Below are 18978 nucleotides of genomic sequence, written 5' to 3'. Positions count from 1 at the left end.
GCTAGCGCTGACTCAGCAGGGACCCGACGGCGTTCGGCGACAGTTCGCCGTCGCACACCCACACGCTCAGGCTCCGCCGGAGCGATTCCCCGGCGGCCAGCGCCACCGGCCTGTCCCAGGCCAGGGCCGACCCGACGCCGGGGTAGCCTGAGCAGCGGACAAACCACGGATCGGCGGCCTCGGCTGGCGCTTTGAACACGAGCGTCGCGGGCTGCCCCAGCCGGATGCCGGGGACTTCGCCGAAGGAGGCGGTCCACGCCAGCCACGGCGCAACGGCACCGTGGACGGCCGGTTCCCCCTCGGCGTCGGACGTGAAGATACGGGCGCCGCTGCACGCTGGAAGGCGCCAGAAGAAGCCGCCGTAGCCGCTGCCCGCGGCGCCGTTCGAGCCCGGGCTCCCCAGCAAAACGTCGACGACGGCGGTCAGCTCGGTCTCCAGGTCCAGGCGCCACGCGCGCCCGCCCAGGATCTCGTGGCTGAGCGTCCGCTGTTCGGTCAGCAGGGGCTGTCCGTCTGTTCCGAGCCAACGGAGCTGCCGGGTGTCCGGTTCATCGGGGGTGGCGGGGAGCAGCTCGATCCGGCCGTGGTCCTGCAGCGACACGTACTCGCCCGCTTCCCGCGTGTACGTCTTGCCGCCCCAGAAGTTGGTGCCGCTGACGTCCTGGAGCGCGAAGCCGGCGCCCAGATGCCACGGGTGGTCGGCGGGCAGGTGATCCGTCACCACGGTTCCGCCGGGGGTGGTGACGGGGTGCAGGTAGGGGCGCGGTGACAACGCCGCGTTGAGTGCGGCGCCCGTGCGCAGGACTGCCAGCGGCCTGCCGCCGGCAGTGAACAGCGTGCCGGCCTCGGCGGGATCCGCGGGGCGCGCCCACGGCAGGGCCAGCTCCTTGAACGTGGCGTGCGCGCTGACGGCCCGCTCCAGTGCGTCCTCGATGCCGGGCATCACGGCATGGGCTGCGTCGCCGTCGCCCCTCCAGAACACGTGGGCGGGGCTGACCGGCGCCGGCGGTTCGGCCGTGCGGACTGCCTCGAGCACCAGCATGAACGCGCCGGAGTCGTTGAGGGCGCTGGTGAGTTCCCTGCCGGTGGCGAGGTGCTCCAGCAGGTTTTCCGTCAGGTCGTCGCGGCCGAACTCCTGCGAGTGCTCTCCGTCCGCGTTGCTGATGTGCAGCCGGTCCTCCGTGTAGTGGAAAACGGCCGTTCCCGTGGAGCCCTGCAGGGTGATGTAGGGCTCCACGGACTCCGAGGCGCAGAGCGTCAAGGCGCAGGTGATCGGCAGTCCGGCGGCGGTCCGGATCCTGATGACGGACGTGTCATCCGCCTCGACGTCGTTCGCGCGGTAGAGGTCAGTCTCCACGGAGGCTATGTCCTCCACGGTGCGGGCGCCGGCGATCCGCAGTGCTGTGGCGATGGCGTGCGCCAGGGGATTGGTGGCAACGCCGTCAACCACGTCCACACCATCCAGGCTCCGCTTGCCGGCCCACCGGGAGCGCTTGTAGTAGGCCCGGTCCCGCACCCAGCGCCCGGTCGCGCCAATGCCCTGCAGGGTGCCGATGGTGCCGTCGCGGAGGAGCTTGTCAATGGCGGCGAGGGCCTGCGAGCCGAGGCTCTGGAACCCGATCTGCACGCTGCGGCCGGATGCCCCGGCAGCCTCCTGCAGCTGCCGGAAGTCAGCCAGCGACGCCACCGGCGGCTTCTCCAGGTAGAGGTCTGCGCCGGAAGCGAGGGTGGCCAGGGCAAGCGGCGCGTGGGTCTGGATGGGTGTGGCCACGATGACCACGTCGGGGCTGTGGTTGCCGGCCAGGAGGGACTGCAGATCGGGGTGGACCGCCGTCGAATCCGGTAGCGCGCCCGGGGACGGCGGGTTCGGGTCCGCCACGGCCACGAGTTCCACCGCGCCGGCCCGGGCCAGCCGGTCCAGGTTCTTCAGGTGGTGGGCGCCGAAGCCGTGGACGCCGATCAGGGCGATCCGTGCCGGGGTTTCGCGGCGGTGCGGGGCTGGCTGGTTGGGCTGCGTCAGCGGCTCCATGGTGCTCCTGTCCGGCGCTGCGGTGCTGCGCGACGCCATCGTCTACCGTTGCCGGGTAGCATATGCGTTCAGACAGCAAGCGCTTTCCCGAATGAGTCTGCTGCCCAGTGTACTCCCTCAACCCTTTTATGTAACGTTTCAAAAAGTGCTTGACGACCAGAGTGTCGGCGGCTGATCATCAACAGGAGCAGCTGCGGAAGGAAGATGAGGAAGATTTTGCTGGCCGGAGATTCGACCGTGGCCAACTGTCCCACCTACGAGTACCCGATGAGCGGCTGGGGCGCCCACCTTGCGCCGGAAGTCTACTCGTGGGGTGCCGTCCACAACTTCGCCAAGGGCGGGGCAACCACCGAATCCTTCCGGGAGGAAGGGCTGTGGAAGGAGCTCGTCCACCAGGCGGCCAGCGGGGATGTGGTGCTCATTCAGTTCGGCCACAACGACCAGAAGCGCGCGCACCTGGCCGCCCGCGGCGGTTATGCGGACAACCTCCGCCGGATGGTGGCTGATGTCCGGGCGAAGGGTGCCGCGCCCGTCCTCTGCACCTCGGTGGAAAGGCGGCACTTCCGCAACGGCATCCTGGAGGAGACACTCGGGGAGTATCCCGCGGTGGTCCGGGAACTGGGCGCCGAGCTCGGCCTCGACGTGGTAGACCTCAACTCCTGGACCCGGTCACTGTATGCGGAGCATGGCGAGGAGGGGTCCAAGGATCTGTTCTTCCACTTCGGCCCCGGTGAGCACGCGCACTGGGCCGGCGGCCTGCTGGATGACACCCACTTCCACGAGCGCGGAGCCCGCCGGATCGCCGCGTTCGTGGCCGCCCGCCTCGAAGTGCTGGGCTTCAGGCCGGAACCGGACCTGCTGGGGGTGCTCTGAAGGCGCGGCCCTTCCCGGGCGGGGCCGTCAGTGGGAGGCTGAAGCACCTGCGGTGCTTTGCCGGACCACCAGCTCGGGGGCGAAGACGACGGCGCGGTGCCGCGCGTGCTGCGCGTCCAGTTCCTCCGTCAGGAGTTCGATGGCGGTCCTGCCGATTGCATCGGTGGGCTGGCGGATGGACGAGAGCGGCACGACGGCGGACACGGCAAAGTCGATGTCGTCGTAGCCAATCAGGGCCACGTCGTCAGGGATGCGCACGCCGTTCATCATCGTCAGCGACTGCATCACCCCGAGTGCCAGCAGGTCGTTGGCGCAGAAGATGCCGTCCGGCATGTTCCCGGCGCCCCGTTCCACGAGGCTGTTGCCCACGCCGCGTCCGGCGAGCACGGACTGGCCGTCGGAGTCGAGCACCTCCAGCGCTGCGCCGTCCACCTCGGCCACGGCGCGGCGGGCGCCGAGGAGGCGGTCGGAAACTTGGCGGATGGACAGCGGCCCACCCACGAAGGCCAGCTTCCTGCGCCCCAGATCGAGGAGGTGCCGGGCGGCAAGGTAGCCGCCGGCGTCGTCATCCACAGACACCGAACTGAAGCGGTCCTCGTCAGCCAGCCGGTCCACCAGCACCGTGGGAACACCGCGCTGCCGCAGGGCTTCCAGCCTGTCGGCCACATCCCCCACCGGGGAGATCAGCAGGCCTTGGACGCGCTGCTCCTGGAAGAGGTCGATGTAGTGCGATTCCCGGTTTGCGTCGTGGCCGCTGTCGCCCAGCAGCACGGCGCTGCCGTTCACGGCAGCAGCGTCCTCGGCGGCCCGGACCAGCGAGGTGAAGAAGGGGTTGCCGACGTCCAGGACCACGACGCCGATGGTTCGGCTGTGCCCTGCGCGCAGCTGCCGGGCGGCATCGTTGCGGACGAAACCGAGCTCGTCGATGGCCTGCAGCACCCTGTCCTTGGTGCGCTTGGAGACGCGGTCGGGATTGTTAAGGACGTTGGAGACCGTTCCCACGGCAACCTGCGCGTGGTTGGCGACGTCCTTGATGCTGGCTGCCCGCGACATTCTGCTGATCCTCCGAAGATCGATTTGCCCGTCCGGGTGAAAACGCTTGACACCCTTCTTCAACCCAGAGTACTTTGAATCGTACCAATGAAACGATTCAAAGGCGGAGAATATTCAAAGCCGAGCGAATTGGTTTCCGCTTCTTCCGCTGCCACCGAAACGTCCGCAGGAGTACAACATGAGGGTTTGCTTCCGATCCTCCGTCCAGCCGGAGCTGCTGGCGGAGTACCGCCGGTGCCACGCCGCCGTCTGGCCGGAAATGCTGGCCGCGCTCAAGGACGCGGGCTGGAACAACTACTCGCTGTTCCTGGACGACGACGGGCTGCTGATCGGGTACCTCGAATGCGACGACTTTGACGCCGTGCGGGCCCGGATGGCACTCACGGACGTTAACGCCCGCTGGCAGGCGGAAATGGCCACGCTCTTCCGGGACAGCGATGTTCCGCCCGACGAGGGCTTCCGGGTCCTCGACGAGGTGTTCAATCTCGACGGGCAGCTGGCCGCGGCCGCCGGCGGCAACGCTGACGCCGCGGCCAAACTCTAGATTTCCCACGTACTGACACTGCCAAACACTGACGAAAGAAAGATCATGAACAACACAGCATCGGCACTGGGCCGGCTTTCGGAGCTTGCGATTGAGGTTCCGTCATGGGCCTACGGCAACTCGGGCACCAGGTTCAAGGTGTTCGGCACCCCCGGTACCCCGCGCACCGTCCAGGAGAAACTGGCGGATGCCGCCAAGGTCCATGAACTCACCGGACTGGCGCCCACCGTGGCGCTGCACATCCCGTGGGACAAGGTGGACGATTACGCGGCCCTGAAGGAGTACGCGGGCGGCCTCGGTGTGGGGCTGGGCACGATCAACTCGAACACCTTCCAGGATGACGAGTACAAGTTCGGCTCGCTGACGTCATCGGACGATGCCGTCCGGCGCCGCGCGATCGACCACCACTTCGAGTGCATCGACATCATGCACGCCACCGGGTCGAAGGACCTGAAGATCTGGCTCGCGGACGGCACGAATTACCCGGGCCAGGATGACATGCGCGGCCGCCAGGACCGGCTGGCCGAATCCCTGCAGGAGATCTACGCCCGCCTGGGCGAGGACCACCGCCTGGTGCTGGAGTACAAGTTCTTCGAGCCGGCTTTCTACCACACGGACGTTCCGGACTGGGGCACCTCGTACGCGCAGACCCTGGCGCTGGGCGAGAAGGCCTTTGTCTGCCTGGACACGGGCCACCATGCGCCCGGGACCAACATCGAGTTCATCGTGATGCAGCTGCTGCGCCTGGGCAAGCTGGGCTCGTTCGACTTCAACTCGCGCTTCTACGCCGACGACGACCTGATCGTGGGCGCGGCGGACCCGTTCCAGCTGTTCCGCATCATGCACGAGGTGATCCGCGGCGGCGGCTTCGGCAAGGATTCCGGCGTGGCGCTCATGCTGGACCAGTGCCACAACCTGGAGGAGAAGATCCCGGGCCAGATCCGTTCCGTGCTGAACGTCCAGGAAATGACCGCCCGCGCGCTGCTCATCGACACCTCCGCGCTGGCCGAAGCCCAGGGCAGCGGGGATGTCCTGGCCGCGAATGCCGTGTTCAACGACGCCTTCTACACCGACGTCCGGCCGGTCCTGGCCGAATGGCGTGAATCCCGCGGGCTGCCCGCGGACCCGCTGGCCGCCTTCAAGGCCAGCGGCTACCAGAAGAAGATCAACGAGGACCGCGTGGGCGGCCAGCAAGCCGGATGGGGCGCATAAGAGTTATGACGAACAAGACTGTTGAAGACCTGATTGCCCGTTCCAACCGCCTGGGCGCGGACAAGCGGAACACGAACTTCGCCGGCGGCAACACGTCCGCGAAGGGCTTTGAGAAGGACCCGGTCACCGGCGAGGACGTCCAGCTCCTCTGGGTGAAGGGCTCCGGCGGGGACCTTGGCACGCTGAAGGCGCAGAACCTGGCGGTCCTCCGCCTGGACCGGCTGCAGGCGCTGAAGAACGTCTACCCGGGCGTGGAACGCGAGGACGAGATGGTCGCCGCGTTCGATTACTGCCTGCATGGCAAGGGCGGCGCGGCCCCCTCGATCGACACGGCCATGCACGGTCTCGTGGACGCGGCGCACGTGGACCACCTGCACCCCGATTCGGGCATCGCGGTCGCCACCGCTGCCGACGGGGAGGCGCTCACCGCCAAGATCTTCGGCGACAAGGTGGTCTGGGTGCCCTGGCGCCGCCCCGGTTTCCAGCTGGGCCTGGACATCGCCGCGATCAAGGACGCCAACCCGCAGGCCATCGGCACCATCCTGGGCGGGCACGGCATCACCGCCTGGGGCGCCACCAGCGAGGAAGCCGAAGCCAACTCGCTCTGGATCATCGCCGAGGCCGAGAAGTACATCGCGCAGAACGGCAAGGCCGAACCGTTCGGTGGCAGGCTGCCCGGCTACGCCCCGCTCCCCGAGGCTGAACGCAAGGCGAAGGCCGCCGCACTGGCACCGGTGATCCGCGGCCTGGCGTCGGCGGACAAGCCGCAGGTGGGCCACTTCAGCGACGACCCCGCCGTGCTGGAATTCCTCGAGGCCGCCGAACACCCCCGCCTGGGCGCGCTGGGCACCTCCTGCCCGGACCACTTCCTGCGCACCAAGGTCAAGCCGCTCATCCTGGACCTGCCCGCGGACGCCTCCATCGAGGACTCCGTGGCCCGGCTGAAGGAACTCCACGCCGACTACCGCAAGGACTACCAGGACTACTACGACCGCCACGCCGATGCGGACAGCCCGGCCCTGCGCGGTGCCGACCCGGCCATCGTCCTGGTACCCGGCGTCGGCATGTTCTCCTACGGTGCCAACAAGCAGACTGCCCGCGTGGCCGGGGAGTTCTACCTGAACGCGATCAACGTGATGCGCGGCGCCGAGGCGATCTCCACGTACGCCCCGATCGATGAGGCCGAGAAGTTCCGGATCGAGTACTGGGCACTGGAGGAAGCCAAGCTGGCCCGGATGCCCAAGCCCAAGTCCCACGCCACCCGCATCGCGCTGGTGACCGGCGCGGCCTCCGGCATCGGCAAGGCCATCGCCACCCGCCTCGCCGCGGAGGGCGCCTGCGTGGTCATCGCGGACCTGAACCTGGAAAACGCCCAGGCCGTGGCGGCCGAACTCGGCGGCCCGGACGTCGCCGTCGGCGTCCAGGCGGACGTCACCAACGAAGCCCAGGTCGCCGCCGCCATCGACGAGGCGGTGCTGGCCTTCGGCGGCGTGGACCTGGTGGTCAACAACGCCGGGCTGTCCATCTCCAAGCCGCTGCTGGAAACCACCGAGAAGGACTGGGACCTGCAGCACAACGTCATGGCCAAGGGCTCCTTCCTGGTGGCCAAGGCCGCCGCGAAGGTCATGATCGGGCAGGGCCTGGGCGGGGACATCATCTACATCTCCTCCAAGAACTCCGTGTTCGCCGGCCCGAACAACATCGCCTACTCCGCCACCAAGGCCGACCAGGCCCACCAGGTCCGCCTGCTCGCCGCGGAACTGGGCGAGTACGGCATCCGCGTCAACGGCATCAACCCCGACGGCGTGGTCCGCGGCTCCGGGATCTTCGCCGGCGGCTGGGGCGCCAAGCGCGCCGCCGTCTACGGCGTGGACGAGGAGAAGCTGGGTGAGTACTACGCCCAGCGCACCCTGCTCAAGCGTGAGGTCCTGCCGGAGCACGTCGCCAACGCCGCGGCCGTGCTCACCAGCAACGAACTCTCGCACACCACCGGCCTGCACATCCCCGTGGACGCCGGCGTCGCGGCAGCGTTCCTCCGGTGAGTAAGGCGGCAGTTACCGGCGTCGACGGCGGCGTGTTCGCCGCCGTCGACATCGGCGCCTCCTCGGGGCGCGTCATTCTGGGACGGATCAGCACCGACGGCGGTCCCGCGCGGGCCACGCTCGACGTCGTGCACCGTTTCCCCAACGCCGTGGTGCAGTCCGACGGCGGCCTCCGCTGGGACTTCGACGCCCTCTTCGCCGAGGTGCTCACCGGCCTCGCCGCCGCCGGCAAAGCGGCAGCCGAGCGGGGGGACACGATCACCAGCATCGGCATTGACACCTGGGCGGTGGACTACGGCCTGGTCACCAAGGGCGGCGAGCTCACCGCGCAGCCGTACAGCTACCGGGACGAACGCAGCCGCGCCGCCGTCGCCGGGGTGCACGGGAAGCTGGATCCGGCACGGCTCTACGCCACCACGGGGCTGCAGTTCCTGCAGTTCAACACGCTCTACCAGCTCGCCACCGAACCGGATCTGGACGGGCTGCAGGCCCTGCTGATCCCGGACCTCATCGCGTTCCTGCTCACCGGGCAGCGCCGCACCGAGGCCACCAACGCCTCCACGACCGGGCTCTTCGACGCCGTCGCGGGGGAGTGGGCCAGCGAGCTGTTCGGACCCCTGGGCCTGCCCAAGGACCTGTTCCCGCCGCTGATCCAGCCCGGCGAAACCCTGGGAACCCTGCTGTCCGGCATCGCCGAGCGGACCGGGCTGCCGCAGGACACCAAGGTGGTGGCCGTCGGCTCGCACGACACCGCGTCCGCCGTCGCCGCCGTTCCCGCGGAGCAGGAGAATTTCGCCTACATTTCCTCCGGCACCTGGTCCCTCGTGGGGCTGGAACTGCACCACCCTGTGCTCACCGAGGCCAGCCGCGCGGCGAACTTCACCAACGAGCGCGGAGTGGACGGCACCACCCGGTACCTGCGTAACGTCGGCGGCCTCTGGCTGCTCAGCGAATGCCAGCGCACCTGGGCTGACGAAGGCTACCGGCCCGCGATCGGCGAGCTCCTCGACGCGGCCGCGGCGCTCCCGCCCGGCGGCCCGCGGATCAACCCCGACGATCCCGCCTTCATCGCCCCGGACAACATGCCCGACCGGATCCGCGCAGCAGCCCGCAATACCGGCGCCGTCCTTCCGGCCGAGCCGGCAGCGGTCGTCCGCTGCATCCTGGACAGCCTCGCCGCCGGGTACGCGCGCACCATCGCTGACGCCGAACGCCTCGCCGGTGTTGCCGTGGGCGTGGTGCACATCGTCGGCGGCGGCTCGCAGAACGGGCTGCTCTGCCAGCTCACGGCAGAGGCCACCGGCAAACCCGTCATCGCAGGCCCGGTCGAGGCAACGGCCCTCGGCAACGTGCTGGTCCAGGCCCGCGCCGCAGGTGTGGCCACCGGCGGCCTGCCGGAACTTCGCAGGATCGTCGGTGCGCGAACGAGCCTGCGCCGGTACGAACCCCTCGGCCTCATCTCCAACGCGGCCAGGAACTAAACACCTGCGGAGTTCTTGAAACGTATCAAAAGTGGGCTTGCCAAATGCGGCTGCCCGGCGCCAACGGCGTCGCCAGAGAAAGATTCAGAATGACCAACACCCCACAGATCGGCGGCTGGAAAGCCACTGTCGCTGTGTCCATGTCCAACTACATCGAAGCCGGATCCATCATCGCCCTGGCGACGAGCCTGACGCTGTGGCAGGAGTATTTCGGCTTCAGCAACCTGGTTGTCGGGCTGGTCGCCGCCCTTAGCGCCAACGCCTTCGGTGCCGCCGTCGGCGCGATGATCGGCGGGCCACTGGGCGACCGCTACGGCCGCAAATTCATCTACACCTACGACCTCATCCTGTACATGATCGGCACAGCCCTGGTGATTTTTGCCGTGGCCCCCTGGATGCTCATAGTTGGCGTGATCCTCACCGGGATCGCAGTGGGAGCAGGCGTGCCGGTCGCGTGGACCTACATCGCGGAAGAGGCGCCCTCTGCACAGCGGGCGCGGCACGTGGGCACCGCCCAGTTTGCGTGGTCGCTCGCGCCGGCCCTGGTCTTCCTCCTGGCCACCGTCGTGGTTCCGCTGGGGCTGCTGGGCAGCCGGCTGGTCTTCGCCCACCTGTTCGTCATTGCCTTCATCACCTGGTGGATCCGCCGCCGGCTATCCGAGTCGCACACCTGGAAGAAGTCGAACGAAGCGCGGCTGCTGGAGGAGGCGTCCGGCGTCAAGCGCCGCAACTACCGCGAGTTGCTGACCAACGCCACCAACCTGAAGGCCCTCCTTTTCCTCGTGGGCGTCTACGCCCTCTGGAACCTGGTTGCCGGGCAGATGGGCATCTTCATGCCGCGGGTCTACGAGTCGTCCGGGGTTGAATCGTCCGCTGAACAGAACCTGCTGCAGGTGCTGCTGTGGACCCTTACCGTCCTGGCGACCTACTTCGGCTTCATGAAGTACGGCGACCGCATTGACCGCCGCCTGCTGTACGGAATCGGCGCCGTGCTGGGCCTTGCCGCCTGGGTCCTGCTGGTCTTCGTCCACGTCACAATGCCGGTATTGATCCTCTTCGCGGCGCTCTGGGGCATTTCGGCCGGCATCGGTGCGCAGGCCTTTTACGCCCTCTGGGCAGCCGAGATGTTCGCGACCCGCTACAGGGCGAGTGCTCAGGGTGTGCTCTTTTTCGTCGCCCGCATCGTGGTCGGCCTGCTGAGCTACTGGTTCCCGACGCTGCTGGCCGAGCACGGGGTGCCCTTTGTTGGAGCCATCATGATTGGGGCTTTGGTGGCCGCCATGCTCATCGGGGTTATTTGGGCACCTGACACCCAGGGCAAGAGCCTGGAGCAGATCGAGCAGGAACGCTACGGCGAGCCTGCGAAGCAACCGGTGGAGCAAACCACGGCTTAATTCGGCCCGGACCAGCGCGAACGTACACTTGAGGCCCTTGGGAAACGCTTCCTCGGGGCCACAAGTGTACGTTCGCGCTCCGGCCGATATGCGGAGCCGCGAAGTCCGAATGTGACGGGCGCCGATTTGGCGATCCATCAGCGCGGGCTTATGGTCATTTCCATGACTAACCGTTGGTATGCGTATTTTTCGTTGGCTCTGGAGGGGCCCGCGTCTAACTGACACGCATCCAACTTTCCTTCAGAGCCAACAGGGCAGAGATCATTCTCTGCCCTTCGCCATTTCTACGGCGGGTTCTGATCAGGGGCCCGCTCCCACCCGGAACAGGACCCCCGAAAATGAGCGCAACAGCCACCGAAACCCAGCAGCCGGCCTCGAAACGCCAGTCGACGTCGAACCTGAGGGTCAGCGAGATCACCGCCCTGCCCACGCCGCAGGAGATGATCGCGGAACTGCCGCTGGACGCGAAGGCGGCCGACGTCGTCGCACGCGGCCGCGACGAAGTCCGGGCCATCATGGACGGCGTGGACGACCGCCTGCTGGTCATCGTCGGTCCGTGCTCCATCCACGACCCCAAGGCCGGCCTGGAATACGCCCGCCGGCTGGTCAGCCAGGCCGAGAAGCACAAGGAAGACCTGCTGATCGTCATGCGGACCTACTTCGAGAAGCCGCGCACCACCGTGGGCTGGAAGGGCCTCATCAACGATCCGCACCTTGACGGCAGCCATGACATTGCGACGGGACTTCGGGCCGCCCGCCGGTTCCTGCAGCAGGTCACGTCCCTGGGCCTGCCCACGGCCACGGAGTTTCTTGAACCCATCAGCCCGCAGTACATGGCAGACCTCGTCTCCTGGGGAGCCATCGGCGCGCGGACCACGGAAAGCCAGATCCACCGCCAGCTCGCCTCCGGCCTCTCCATGCCCATCGGCTTCAAGAACGGAACCGACGGCGACCTCCAGGTGGCGGTCGACGCCTGCAGCGCCGCCGCCGCAGCCCAGGCCTTCCTCGGCATCGACAGCGACGGCCGGGCCGCTCTGGTGTCCACCGCGGGCAACCCCGACACCCACGTGATCCTCCGCGGCGGCCGGAAGGGCCCCAACTACTCCGCCGCCGACGTCGAGGCGGCCTCCGCCAAGCTCGCCGCCAAGAACCTCAACCCGCGGCTGATCGTGGACGCAAGCCACGCCAACAGCGGCAAGAGCCACCACCGCCAGGCTGAGGTGGCGCTCGAGATCGGTGCCCAGCTCGAGGACGCGGGAACGGCCGCAGGAGCGGTCGCCGGCGTCATGCTGGAGAGCTTCCTGGTGGGCGGCGCGCAGAACCTCGACGTGGCCGAGCACGCCGCCGGACACTCGGATCTGGTCTACGGCCAGAGCGTGACAGATGCCTGCATGGAGTGGGATGTGACGGCGTCCGTCCTCGAACAGTTGGCGGCATCGTCGCGGAAACGGCGGGCTTTCACAATGGCCACGTGAGCATCTAGAGTAACTAGAACACGGTTGTTCGATGGCTCAGCATCGGCGCACACCGCAGAAAGACCGGCGTCGTTGCTGAGAGCAAAGGAATATGGGTAATGTCCGCAGAGTCGAACTTCTCGAACGCCAAGTTCTTGACCGTGGCCGAGGTGGCTGAGGTTATGCGTGTCTCCAAAATGACCGTGTACCGCCTTGTCCATTCGGGGGAGATGCCAGCCGTCAGGTTCGGCCGCTCCTACCGCGTCCCGGAGACCGCCGTCGAACAGTACCTCAAGGGTGCTGTCGTGGACGGTCACACGGGAACCGCGTAACGGAGCCCCGCTGACCGCACCAATCCCGTGGTTGCTGCAGCCGCCTTGGGGGCCGCTGCATGCCGCGGGGCGGTGCTGGTCAGGGGATGCTCCAGATAAGCGGTACCCTGTTAAAGAACGTGTTACGTCATTGTAAGAATCTGTCAGTTGTTCAGTCTGTTGCTCAGTCCACGGACCTTCTCCATCAGACAGGTACTGCATCTAGTTTGTAAGGAACTTTCGTGGGTTCAGTTATTAAGAAGCGTCGCAAGCGTATGGCCAAGAAGAAGCACCGCAAGTTGCTTCGTAAGACCCGCCACCAGCGCCGCAATAAGAAGTAGAGCTCGCTCTACGCGTCAATGCCCGTCCCCTTTCGAGGGTGCGGGCATTTTTGCGTTCCTGCGACACGCACACCGCCCTGCGACGCGCAAATGGTGTGGGGACACGCGAATTCGGGTGTCCTGTGACGGGAAGTGTGTCCGGGGGTGGAAAGCGTGTCCGGGGGAGGAAGCGTCAGGCGCGGGGGCCGCGGAAGCGCGTGTAGCCCCGCCAGAGGCCGTAGACCGCTCCTCCTGCTGTGGCTGCCTTGAGGCCCAGGGTGGCTGCCCGGCGGCCGGCCCGGAAGTCGTAGACCGGCCAGTTGCGTTCGCGGGCGTGCTTGCGCAGGCGGGCGTCCGGGTTGATCGCGACGGGGTGGCCCACCATCGTCAGCAGCGGGATGTCGTTGTAGGAGTCGCTGTAGGCCCAGCAGCGCTTCAGGTCCAGTCCGTGGTTGTCCGCGATGCCCTGGACCGCCACAGCCTTGGCGGCGCCGTGCAGGATGTCCCCGACGAGCCTGCCCGTGTAGAAGCCGTCCTTGGTCTCGCCCACGGTTCCGAGGGCGCCGGTGAGGCCCAGACGCGTGGAAATCACCGTGGCCACCTCGATCGGCGTCGCGGTGACCAGCCACACCTTCCGGCCCACGCGCAGGTGCTGCTCGGCCAGGGCCTTCGCGCCGGGCCAGATCCGGGAGGCGATCATCTCGTCATAGACCTCTTCGCCCAGCGCCTTGATGTCCTCCTCCGTGATGCCGGCGGCGAGCCTCAGCGCGGAATCCCGGACAGCGTGGACGTCGTTGAGGTTCTCGCCCCGGAGCACGAACTTGAGCTGCTTCCATGCCATGCCCGCCGCCTGCGCAAGCGTGAAGGCGCCGCGCTGGTGCATTTTCCTGGCGACGTGGAACAGGCTGGCGCCGCGCATGAGGGTGTTGTCGACGTCGAAGAAGGCTGCCTCGCCGTGTTGCTGCTTCGCAACCGGACGGTGGGCCACAGCGACGTACTTCTCCTCGGGCATGCCACTGAGTCTAGTCAATGCAGTACCGCGCACCTGACGGCCGCCGCGTCGCTCCGCGACAGGAACGGGGATACGGTTGAAGCATGGCAAACCCCGACGTCGTTCTCCTCACCAAACCTGACTGCCACCTGTGCGCCGCGGCGCGCGACGCCGTCGGGCGGGTGACAGCCGGGCTGGGACTTTCGTGGTCGGAGCGGCAGCTGGACGCCGACGACGAACTGCGCGATCGCTACGCCGAGGAGATCCCAGTGGTGCTGGTGGACGGCATCCAGCGCGACTTCTGGAAGATCGACGAGGCGCGCCTGGAACGCGTCCTGCGCCGAGCCATGACGGGGGATTAGCCAATTTCGAACAATGGCATTGGCTTTGTTGACATATCTGATGGGGATTTAGAGTGGACTCACAACGCGACGCAACGGAGCAGACAGTGACTTCGCTCGATTCACCACCCCAGGCCCTGCCCGGGCCCACCGGGGCTGCCGGAAAGCAGATCCCGCCGGCGGCCGTGGCCCGGCTGACGATCTACCTGCGCGCCCTGAACTCCCTGCTGGCCGAAGGCACCGAGCGGGTGTCGTCCGAATCACTGGCTGAGCTTTCCGGTGTCAGCTCCTCAACCCTCCGCAAGGACCTGTCCCATGTGGGCTCCTATGGCACCCGCGGCGTGGGCTATGAGGTGCAGTACCTGAGCCGCCACATCGCCGCCGCACTCGGCCTGACGCATGACTGGAAAGTCGCGATTGTCGGCGCCGGTAACCTGGGTAAGGCGCTGGCCCGCTACGGCGGTTTCGAATCCAGGGGCTTTGACGTGGTTGCCATCTTCGACGCCGACCAGATGGTGGTGGGCAACGAAGTGGGCTGGCTGAGGGTCAGCGACGTTGCGGACCTGGAGACGGTCCTGGAACGGACCGGCACCAACATGGTGGTGCTGGCACTGCCGGCCGCCGTGGCCCAGAGCATCTGCGACCGGGTGGTGACCGCCGGTGTCCGGAGCATCCTCAGCTTTGCGCCGGTGATGCTCCAGGTGCCCGACGGCGTGACGCTGAGGAAGGTGGACATGGCCACCGAGCTGCAGATCCTGGCGTATCACGCGCAACGGGCGCAGACCCCCGGCGAGCCGGAGTAGCTCCGGCCTTTCAGGAATCCGCGCCCGTTGGGGATAGCGGCTTGTTGCTCGCGATGCCTGGCGGCTTGCCCGCCGTCGGCAGCGTTCGCTTAACTAACGGCCGTACGGGCCGCCCGGCTGCGAGTACGGGTTGGCGAACGGCTGCGGCTTTTGGAAGTACGGCGCCGCGCCGGGCAGGTAAAGCATGATAATCGCGGCGATGCCGAGGACGCCCACCAGGGTGTTCAGGCCCCGCGGGAAGAGGCTGAACACGGAAAGCGCTGCAAAGACGGTGCCCAGGATGCGGGCCCAGTTCTTGCCCTTTCGGACGTTGAAGGCCACCAGCGCGTAGAGGCCGGCGCCGATCAGGGCAAAGACCACCATGGTTCCGATGATGAAGCCCTTGATGTCCTCGAACGCGATGTCCTGGCCGCTGCCGCGCAGCTGCTCCTCGAACGTGCTCCGCATGGCCGGGTCGTCCAGGGTGGGGATCGTGACCAGGAGGTTCAGGAGCGACAGCACGCCCGCAGCGATGATCAGCCAGAAGGAATAGTTCACGAGCTGCGGAACCCCGGCGCCGGTTGCTGCCTGGGCCTGTTCCGACGGGTACTGCCCATAGGGGGACTGGCCATACGGGCTCTGGCCGCCGTAAGGGGACTGCCCAAACTGAGACTGTCCGTACTGGGGCGGGTTCTGCCCAAACTGAGACTGTCCGTACTGCGGTGCGCCGCCCTGTCCGGTCTGCCCGTACTGGGGCGCGTTCTGTCCGGTCTGCCCGTACTGGGGTGCGTTCTGTCCGTACTGCGGGGCGTTCTGCCCGAACTGCGACGCGTTCTCGCCGTACTGGGGTGCGGCGGGCGGTGTTCCCTGGCCGTACTGAGGGCTGTTCTGCCCGAACTGGGGCGTGCCCTGCTCGTGCTGGGGCGCGTCCTGACCGTAGCGGGGCTGCCCGTCGCCTGGCTGACGACCGTTTTCCGGCTCATTGGAGCCGGGGTCGTTGGAGTGCGGGACTGGAGGATTGCTCATGAGCGGTCCTTTGCATAGTGACGTCTGAATCGGCTACCGGTTCAGACGCCTGCCCTCCCCAGCATGGTTCACTTCCCACCGTACCCCTCAGCGGGTATGCGGTGGATCATTCCAGAGAGGTATTCCAAAAGGCGCCCCAACCTGCGGAAACGCTGTGCTGCAGGGCATTGTCTGGCCAGGATCGGTGTCCCCCGCAGGGCGCCGATCAGAGGCGGCCCCGTGCCGCAACGAACCAGGCCTGTGAGCTGGGCACCCACATCAGCGCCGTGGCCACCAGGCTGACCAGAAAGCCCAGCCAGTTCCCGTCCTGGCCCGCGGGGAAACTCGAGCTGATGATGGCCAGCAGCAGCGACACCCCGGCCACGATGGTCAGGGCCAGCCGCGCCCACTCCTTGGCTTCCTTCAGCTTCAGGGCCAGGACAATCTCCGCCGCCGCCACAGCCAAGGCCACGAGGACGAGCAGGAACACGAGGATAGCCACGCCGGGAACGATCGCGAAGAGCACCAGGACGCCAAAGAGGCCGATCACACCGCCCAGCAGCCCCAGCAGGCCGCCGATCACCCAGATCCAGTAGGACACCTTGAGCTCTGTGGGCAGCCCGGTCACGTCGAAGAGGCCGGACAAGCCCCCGCGCGGCATGATCTCGCTAAAGTTCCGTGGCCGGTCCGCGGGCAGTTCGAAGGCGAACCGGCCACCGCCGGCAGGCGGCTGCTGGCCCGGGAACTGTTGGCCCGGCGTCGGCTGGCCCGCCTGCTCTGGCGTCGGCTGGCCCGCCTGCTCTGGAGTCGGCTGGCCCGGCTGGTCTGGCGTCGGCTGACCCGCCTGGCCCGTCTGACCTGCCTGGCCCGGCGTCGGACGTCCCGGTTCCTGGCCGGGGAACTGCGGTTCCGGCGTCGGACCATCCCTGCCGGATGGCGGCACTGCCCCGGGATCACGGGGCTCCGGTTCATCGCTGGGGGTGCTCATGGCACTCACTTTAAACCCGGGATACTGCCAATTCCAGAAGGCCTGAACGCCAAGCGCCCCGCCCGCGGAGAGTCCGCGGACGGGGCGTTGGGGTTCCAGCAATCGTGCCTGCCGGACCTGCCGGAAACCTAGGCTGCAGGTGCGATGAAGGCCAGTTCAAGGTTGATGGCAACCTTGTCACTGACGAGGACGCCGCCGGCTTCCAGCACGGCGTTCCAGGTCAGGCCGAAGTCCTTGCGGCTGATGGTGGTCTCGGCGGAAACGCCGGCGCGGGTGTTGCCGAAGGGGTCAACTGCAACGCCGTTGAATTCGGTCTCGAGGGAGACGGGGCGGGTGACACCCTTGATGGTCAGGTCGCCCTGGAGTTCGTAGCTGTCACCGTTGGCAACAAGGCCATTGGAGACGAAGGAGATCTCCGGGAACTTTTCGACGTCGAAGAAGTCTTCGCCGCGGACGTGGCCGTCGCGGTTGGCATCGCCGGAGTCGAAGCTGGCGGTCTGGATGGTGGCCTCGACCTTGGTGGCCGTGACGTCGTCGGCGAGGTTCAGGGTGGCGGCGGCGTCCTTGAACTGGCCGCGGACCTTGCTGATGCCGGCGTGGCGGACGGTGAAGGCGATCTCGCTGTGGGAGTTGTCGAGGGTCCAGGTGCCGCGGGTGAGCTCGGTGGAAAGTGCCATGGTGGTGCTCCTTGTATCGGTGGTCGGTCTGGTGATCGTTGAAGCTTTTGTTGAAGTCTCAACTAACTGCTGCATCCAGTATAAACATGCATTTGCATCTTTTATTCCATCGGCCGGGAACTTTCTGAAAAAACTTTGAGTTCTACTTGTTGTAGAAGATTTCGTCATTGCCCCTGCCCTTTGAGAAACTGGTAGACATGCCCCAAGCCACTGTCCATTTGCTCCGCCACGGCGAGGTCCACAACCCCGAAGGTGTCCTGTACGGCAGGCTGCCTGAATTCCACCTCTCCGAACTTGGCCGGCAGATGGCGCAGACGCTCGCCGAGCACTTCCGCGAACGCGCCTCCCAGGGCGCCAACATCGTGTACCTGGTGGCGTCGCCGCTCACCCGTGCCCAGGAAACCGCGCAGCCCACCTCGGAAGCGCTTGGGCTGGACATCCACACCGACAGCCGCATCATCGAGGCGGAAAACTACTTCGAAGGGCTGAAGGTCACCAAGGCCGAGCTGCGCAAACCCAAGCACTGGCCGCATCTGATCAACCCCTTCCGGCCGTCCTGGGGAGAGCCCTATAAGCTGCAGGCGGCCCGCGTCACCGAGGCCGTCCGGGAAGCCCGCGCCAAGGCCATCGAGCTGGGCGGCGACGGTGCCGAGGCGATCCTGGTCTGCCACCAGCTTCCGATCTGGGCCACCCGGCTCAGCGCCGAGGGCAAGCCGCTGTGGCACGATCCGCGGAAGCGCGAATGCACCCTGACCTCCCTCACTTCCCTGGTTTTCGGCGACGACGGTGCCCTGCTGCGCGTGGAGTACAGCGAACCCGCCGCCGCCCTTCTTCCCGGTGCCTCGAGCACCCCCGGAGCCTAGCTATGACTGAAACACCCAAGAGTTCCCGCCGCAGCGTCCTCGCCGCCGGTGGCCTGGCCCTCACGGCGATCACGCTGGGCTTGTCCGCCTGTGCCCAGGAGGACGCCCTGGCCAAGCAGGCCAAGGCCGGGGACAACAAGAACTATGTGGCCGGCGACGGCTCGGTGACCGAGTTCGCCGCAGCGGAGCGCAAGTCCGGCATCCAGATCCAGGGCACCCTGTTTGACGGCACCGCCGTGACACCCAAGGACTTCCTGGGCAAGGTCACCGTGCTGAACTTCTGGTTCGCCGCCTGTGCGCCCTGCCGGGTGGAGGCGCCGTCCCTCGAAGCCCTGCACCAGGAGTTCAAGAGCAAGGGCGTGCAGTTCTTCGGTGTGAACCTGCGCGACGAGAAAGCCACCGCTGACGCCTTCGACAAGACTTTCGGCCTCACCTACCCGAGCTTCGACGACAAGGACGGCAGCGTGCTGCTGGCCGTTTCCGGTCTTGTGCCCCCGGGCGCCGTCCCCACGACGCTCGTGGTGGACAAGCAGGGCCGGGTGGCGTCGCGGGTGCTCGGGGAGATCGAGAAGGGCACGCTCAAAGCTCTCATCCAGTCTGCCGTGGCAGAGTAACCTC

General features: G+C 67.1%; 19 protein-coding genes. 13 read left to right on the top strand and 6 right to left on the bottom strand.

The annotated features are described in order from the left end of the window. Window position 1: 1 nt before the first annotated feature. On the bottom strand, window positions 2-2029 hold the full coding sequence (locus ABRP34_RS09775; RefSeq protein ID WP_353713077.1) for a DUF6807 family protein: 2028 nt from the start codon (window positions 2027-2029) through the stop codon (window positions 2-4). 204 nt (window positions 2030-2233) lie between these two features. Here ABRP34_RS09775 and ABRP34_RS09770 point away from each other — a divergent pair, with 204 nt between their 5' ends. Continuing rightward, on the top strand, window positions 2234-2902 hold the full coding sequence (locus ABRP34_RS09770; protein ID WP_353713076.1) for a rhamnogalacturonan acetylesterase: 669 nt from the start codon (window positions 2234-2236) through the stop codon (window positions 2900-2902). A 27-nt stretch (window positions 2903-2929) separates the two neighbouring features. On the opposite strand, the gene ABRP34_RS09765 is transcribed toward ABRP34_RS09770, so the two are convergent. Continuing rightward, on the bottom strand, window positions 2930-3955 hold the full coding sequence (locus ABRP34_RS09765; RefSeq protein ID WP_353713075.1) for a LacI family DNA-binding transcriptional regulator: 1026 nt from the start codon (window positions 3953-3955) through the stop codon (window positions 2930-2932). 178 nt (window positions 3956-4133) lie between these two features. On the opposite strand from ABRP34_RS09765, the gene ABRP34_RS09760 reads away from it, so the two are divergent. The 8 genes from ABRP34_RS09760 (at window position 4134) to ABRP34_RS09725 (ending at window position 12734) form a co-directional block, all read left to right on the top strand. After that, the gene (locus ABRP34_RS09760) at window positions 4134-4499 is read left to right on the top strand and encodes an L-rhamnose mutarotase (RefSeq protein WP_353713074.1); all 366 of its coding nucleotides are present in this window, start codon (window positions 4134-4136) and stop codon (window positions 4497-4499) included. A gap of 45 nt (window positions 4500-4544) precedes the next feature. Continuing rightward, the gene (rhaI, locus tag ABRP34_RS09755) at window positions 4545-5711 is read left to right on the top strand and encodes an L-rhamnose isomerase (protein ID WP_353713073.1); all 1167 of its coding nucleotides are present in this window, start codon (window positions 4545-4547) and stop codon (window positions 5709-5711) included. Between the two features lie 5 nt (window positions 5712-5716). Further along, complete coding sequence (locus ABRP34_RS09750; RefSeq protein WP_353713072.1) at window positions 5717-7753, top strand: bifunctional aldolase/short-chain dehydrogenase; 2037 nt, start codon at window positions 5717-5719, stop codon at window positions 7751-7753. After that, on the top strand, window positions 7750-9234 hold the full coding sequence (locus tag ABRP34_RS09745) for a rhamnulokinase family protein (protein ID WP_353713071.1): 1485 nt from the start codon (window positions 7750-7752) through the stop codon (window positions 9232-9234). Before ABRP34_RS09750 ends, ABRP34_RS09745 begins: the two co-directional genes overlap by 4 nt. An 89-nt stretch (window positions 9235-9323) precedes the next feature. Then, window positions 9324-10628: an MFS transporter gene (locus ABRP34_RS09740; RefSeq protein ID WP_003797763.1), complete on the top strand. Its 1305-nt coding sequence runs from the start codon at window positions 9324-9326 to the stop codon at window positions 10626-10628. A 338-nt stretch (window positions 10629-10966) separates the two neighbouring features. After that, window positions 10967-12103: a 3-deoxy-7-phosphoheptulonate synthase gene (locus ABRP34_RS09735; RefSeq protein WP_353713070.1), complete on the top strand. Its 1137-nt coding sequence runs from the start codon at window positions 10967-10969 to the stop codon at window positions 12101-12103. A 98-nt stretch (window positions 12104-12201) separates the two neighbouring features. After that, window positions 12202-12414, top strand: coding sequence for a helix-turn-helix domain-containing protein (locus ABRP34_RS09730; protein WP_003797758.1), 213 nt, complete (start codon window positions 12202-12204; stop codon window positions 12412-12414). Window positions 12415-12635: 221 nt separating this feature from the next. After that, on the top strand, window positions 12636-12734 hold the full coding sequence (locus ABRP34_RS09725) for an AURKAIP1/COX24 domain-containing protein (protein ID WP_003792170.1): 99 nt from the start codon (window positions 12636-12638) through the stop codon (window positions 12732-12734). 172 nt (window positions 12735-12906) lie between these two features. Here the strand turns inward: ABRP34_RS09725 and ABRP34_RS09720 are convergent, their stop codons facing one another. Then, on the bottom strand, window positions 12907-13725 hold the full coding sequence (locus ABRP34_RS09720; RefSeq protein ID WP_043417565.1) for an HAD-IB family hydrolase: 819 nt from the start codon (window positions 13723-13725) through the stop codon (window positions 12907-12909). Window positions 13726-13808: 83 nt separating this feature from the next. On the opposite strand from ABRP34_RS09720, the gene ABRP34_RS09715 reads away from it, so the two are divergent. After that, the gene (locus tag ABRP34_RS09715) at window positions 13809-14066 is read left to right on the top strand and encodes a glutaredoxin family protein (RefSeq protein WP_353713069.1); all 258 of its coding nucleotides are present in this window, start codon (window positions 13809-13811) and stop codon (window positions 14064-14066) included. 86 nt (window positions 14067-14152) lie between these two features. After that, window positions 14153-14848: a redox-sensing transcriptional repressor Rex gene (locus ABRP34_RS09710; RefSeq protein WP_353713068.1), complete on the top strand. Its 696-nt coding sequence runs from the start codon at window positions 14153-14155 to the stop codon at window positions 14846-14848. Between the two features lie 93 nt (window positions 14849-14941). On the opposite strand, the gene ABRP34_RS09705 is transcribed toward ABRP34_RS09710, so the two are convergent. The 3 genes from ABRP34_RS09705 to ABRP34_RS09695 all read right to left on the bottom strand — a co-directional run bounded on the left by ABRP34_RS09705 (window position 14942) and on the right by ABRP34_RS09695 (window position 17497). Beyond that, the gene (locus tag ABRP34_RS09705) at window positions 14942-15853 is read right to left on the bottom strand and encodes a hypothetical protein (protein ID WP_353713067.1); all 912 of its coding nucleotides are present in this window, start codon (window positions 15851-15853) and stop codon (window positions 14942-14944) included. 205 nt (window positions 15854-16058) lie between these two features. Next, window positions 16059-16820 (bottom strand): hypothetical protein, encoded by a 762-nt coding sequence (locus ABRP34_RS09700; RefSeq protein WP_353713066.1) that lies wholly within the window; start codon window positions 16818-16820, stop codon window positions 16059-16061. 128 nt (window positions 16821-16948) lie between these two features. Further along, entirely contained in the window at window positions 16949-17497 is a 549-nt protein-coding gene (locus tag ABRP34_RS09695; protein ID WP_003797743.1) for a YceI family protein, read from the bottom strand. Window positions 17498-17694: 197 nt separating this feature from the next. On the opposite strand from ABRP34_RS09695, the gene ABRP34_RS09690 reads away from it, so the two are divergent. Both ABRP34_RS09690 and ABRP34_RS09685 read left to right on the top strand, forming a co-directional pair. Beyond that, entirely contained in the window at window positions 17695-18360 is a 666-nt protein-coding gene (locus tag ABRP34_RS09690; RefSeq protein ID WP_043417561.1) for a histidine phosphatase family protein, read from the top strand. A 2-nt stretch (window positions 18361-18362) separates the two neighbouring features. Further along, window positions 18363-18974, top strand: coding sequence for a TlpA disulfide reductase family protein (locus ABRP34_RS09685; protein ID WP_003797739.1), 612 nt, complete (start codon window positions 18363-18365; stop codon window positions 18972-18974). Window positions 18975-18978: the final 4 nt, after the last annotated feature.

This window comes from Arthrobacter sp. K5, from assembly GCF_040448525.1.
GTDB classification, from domain to species: Bacteria; Actinomycetota; Actinomycetes; order Actinomycetales; family Micrococcaceae; genus Arthrobacter; species Arthrobacter globiformis.
The sequence above is the reverse complement of the archived record's forward strand: the minus strand, read 5'-3'. Positions and strand labels throughout refer to the sequence as shown.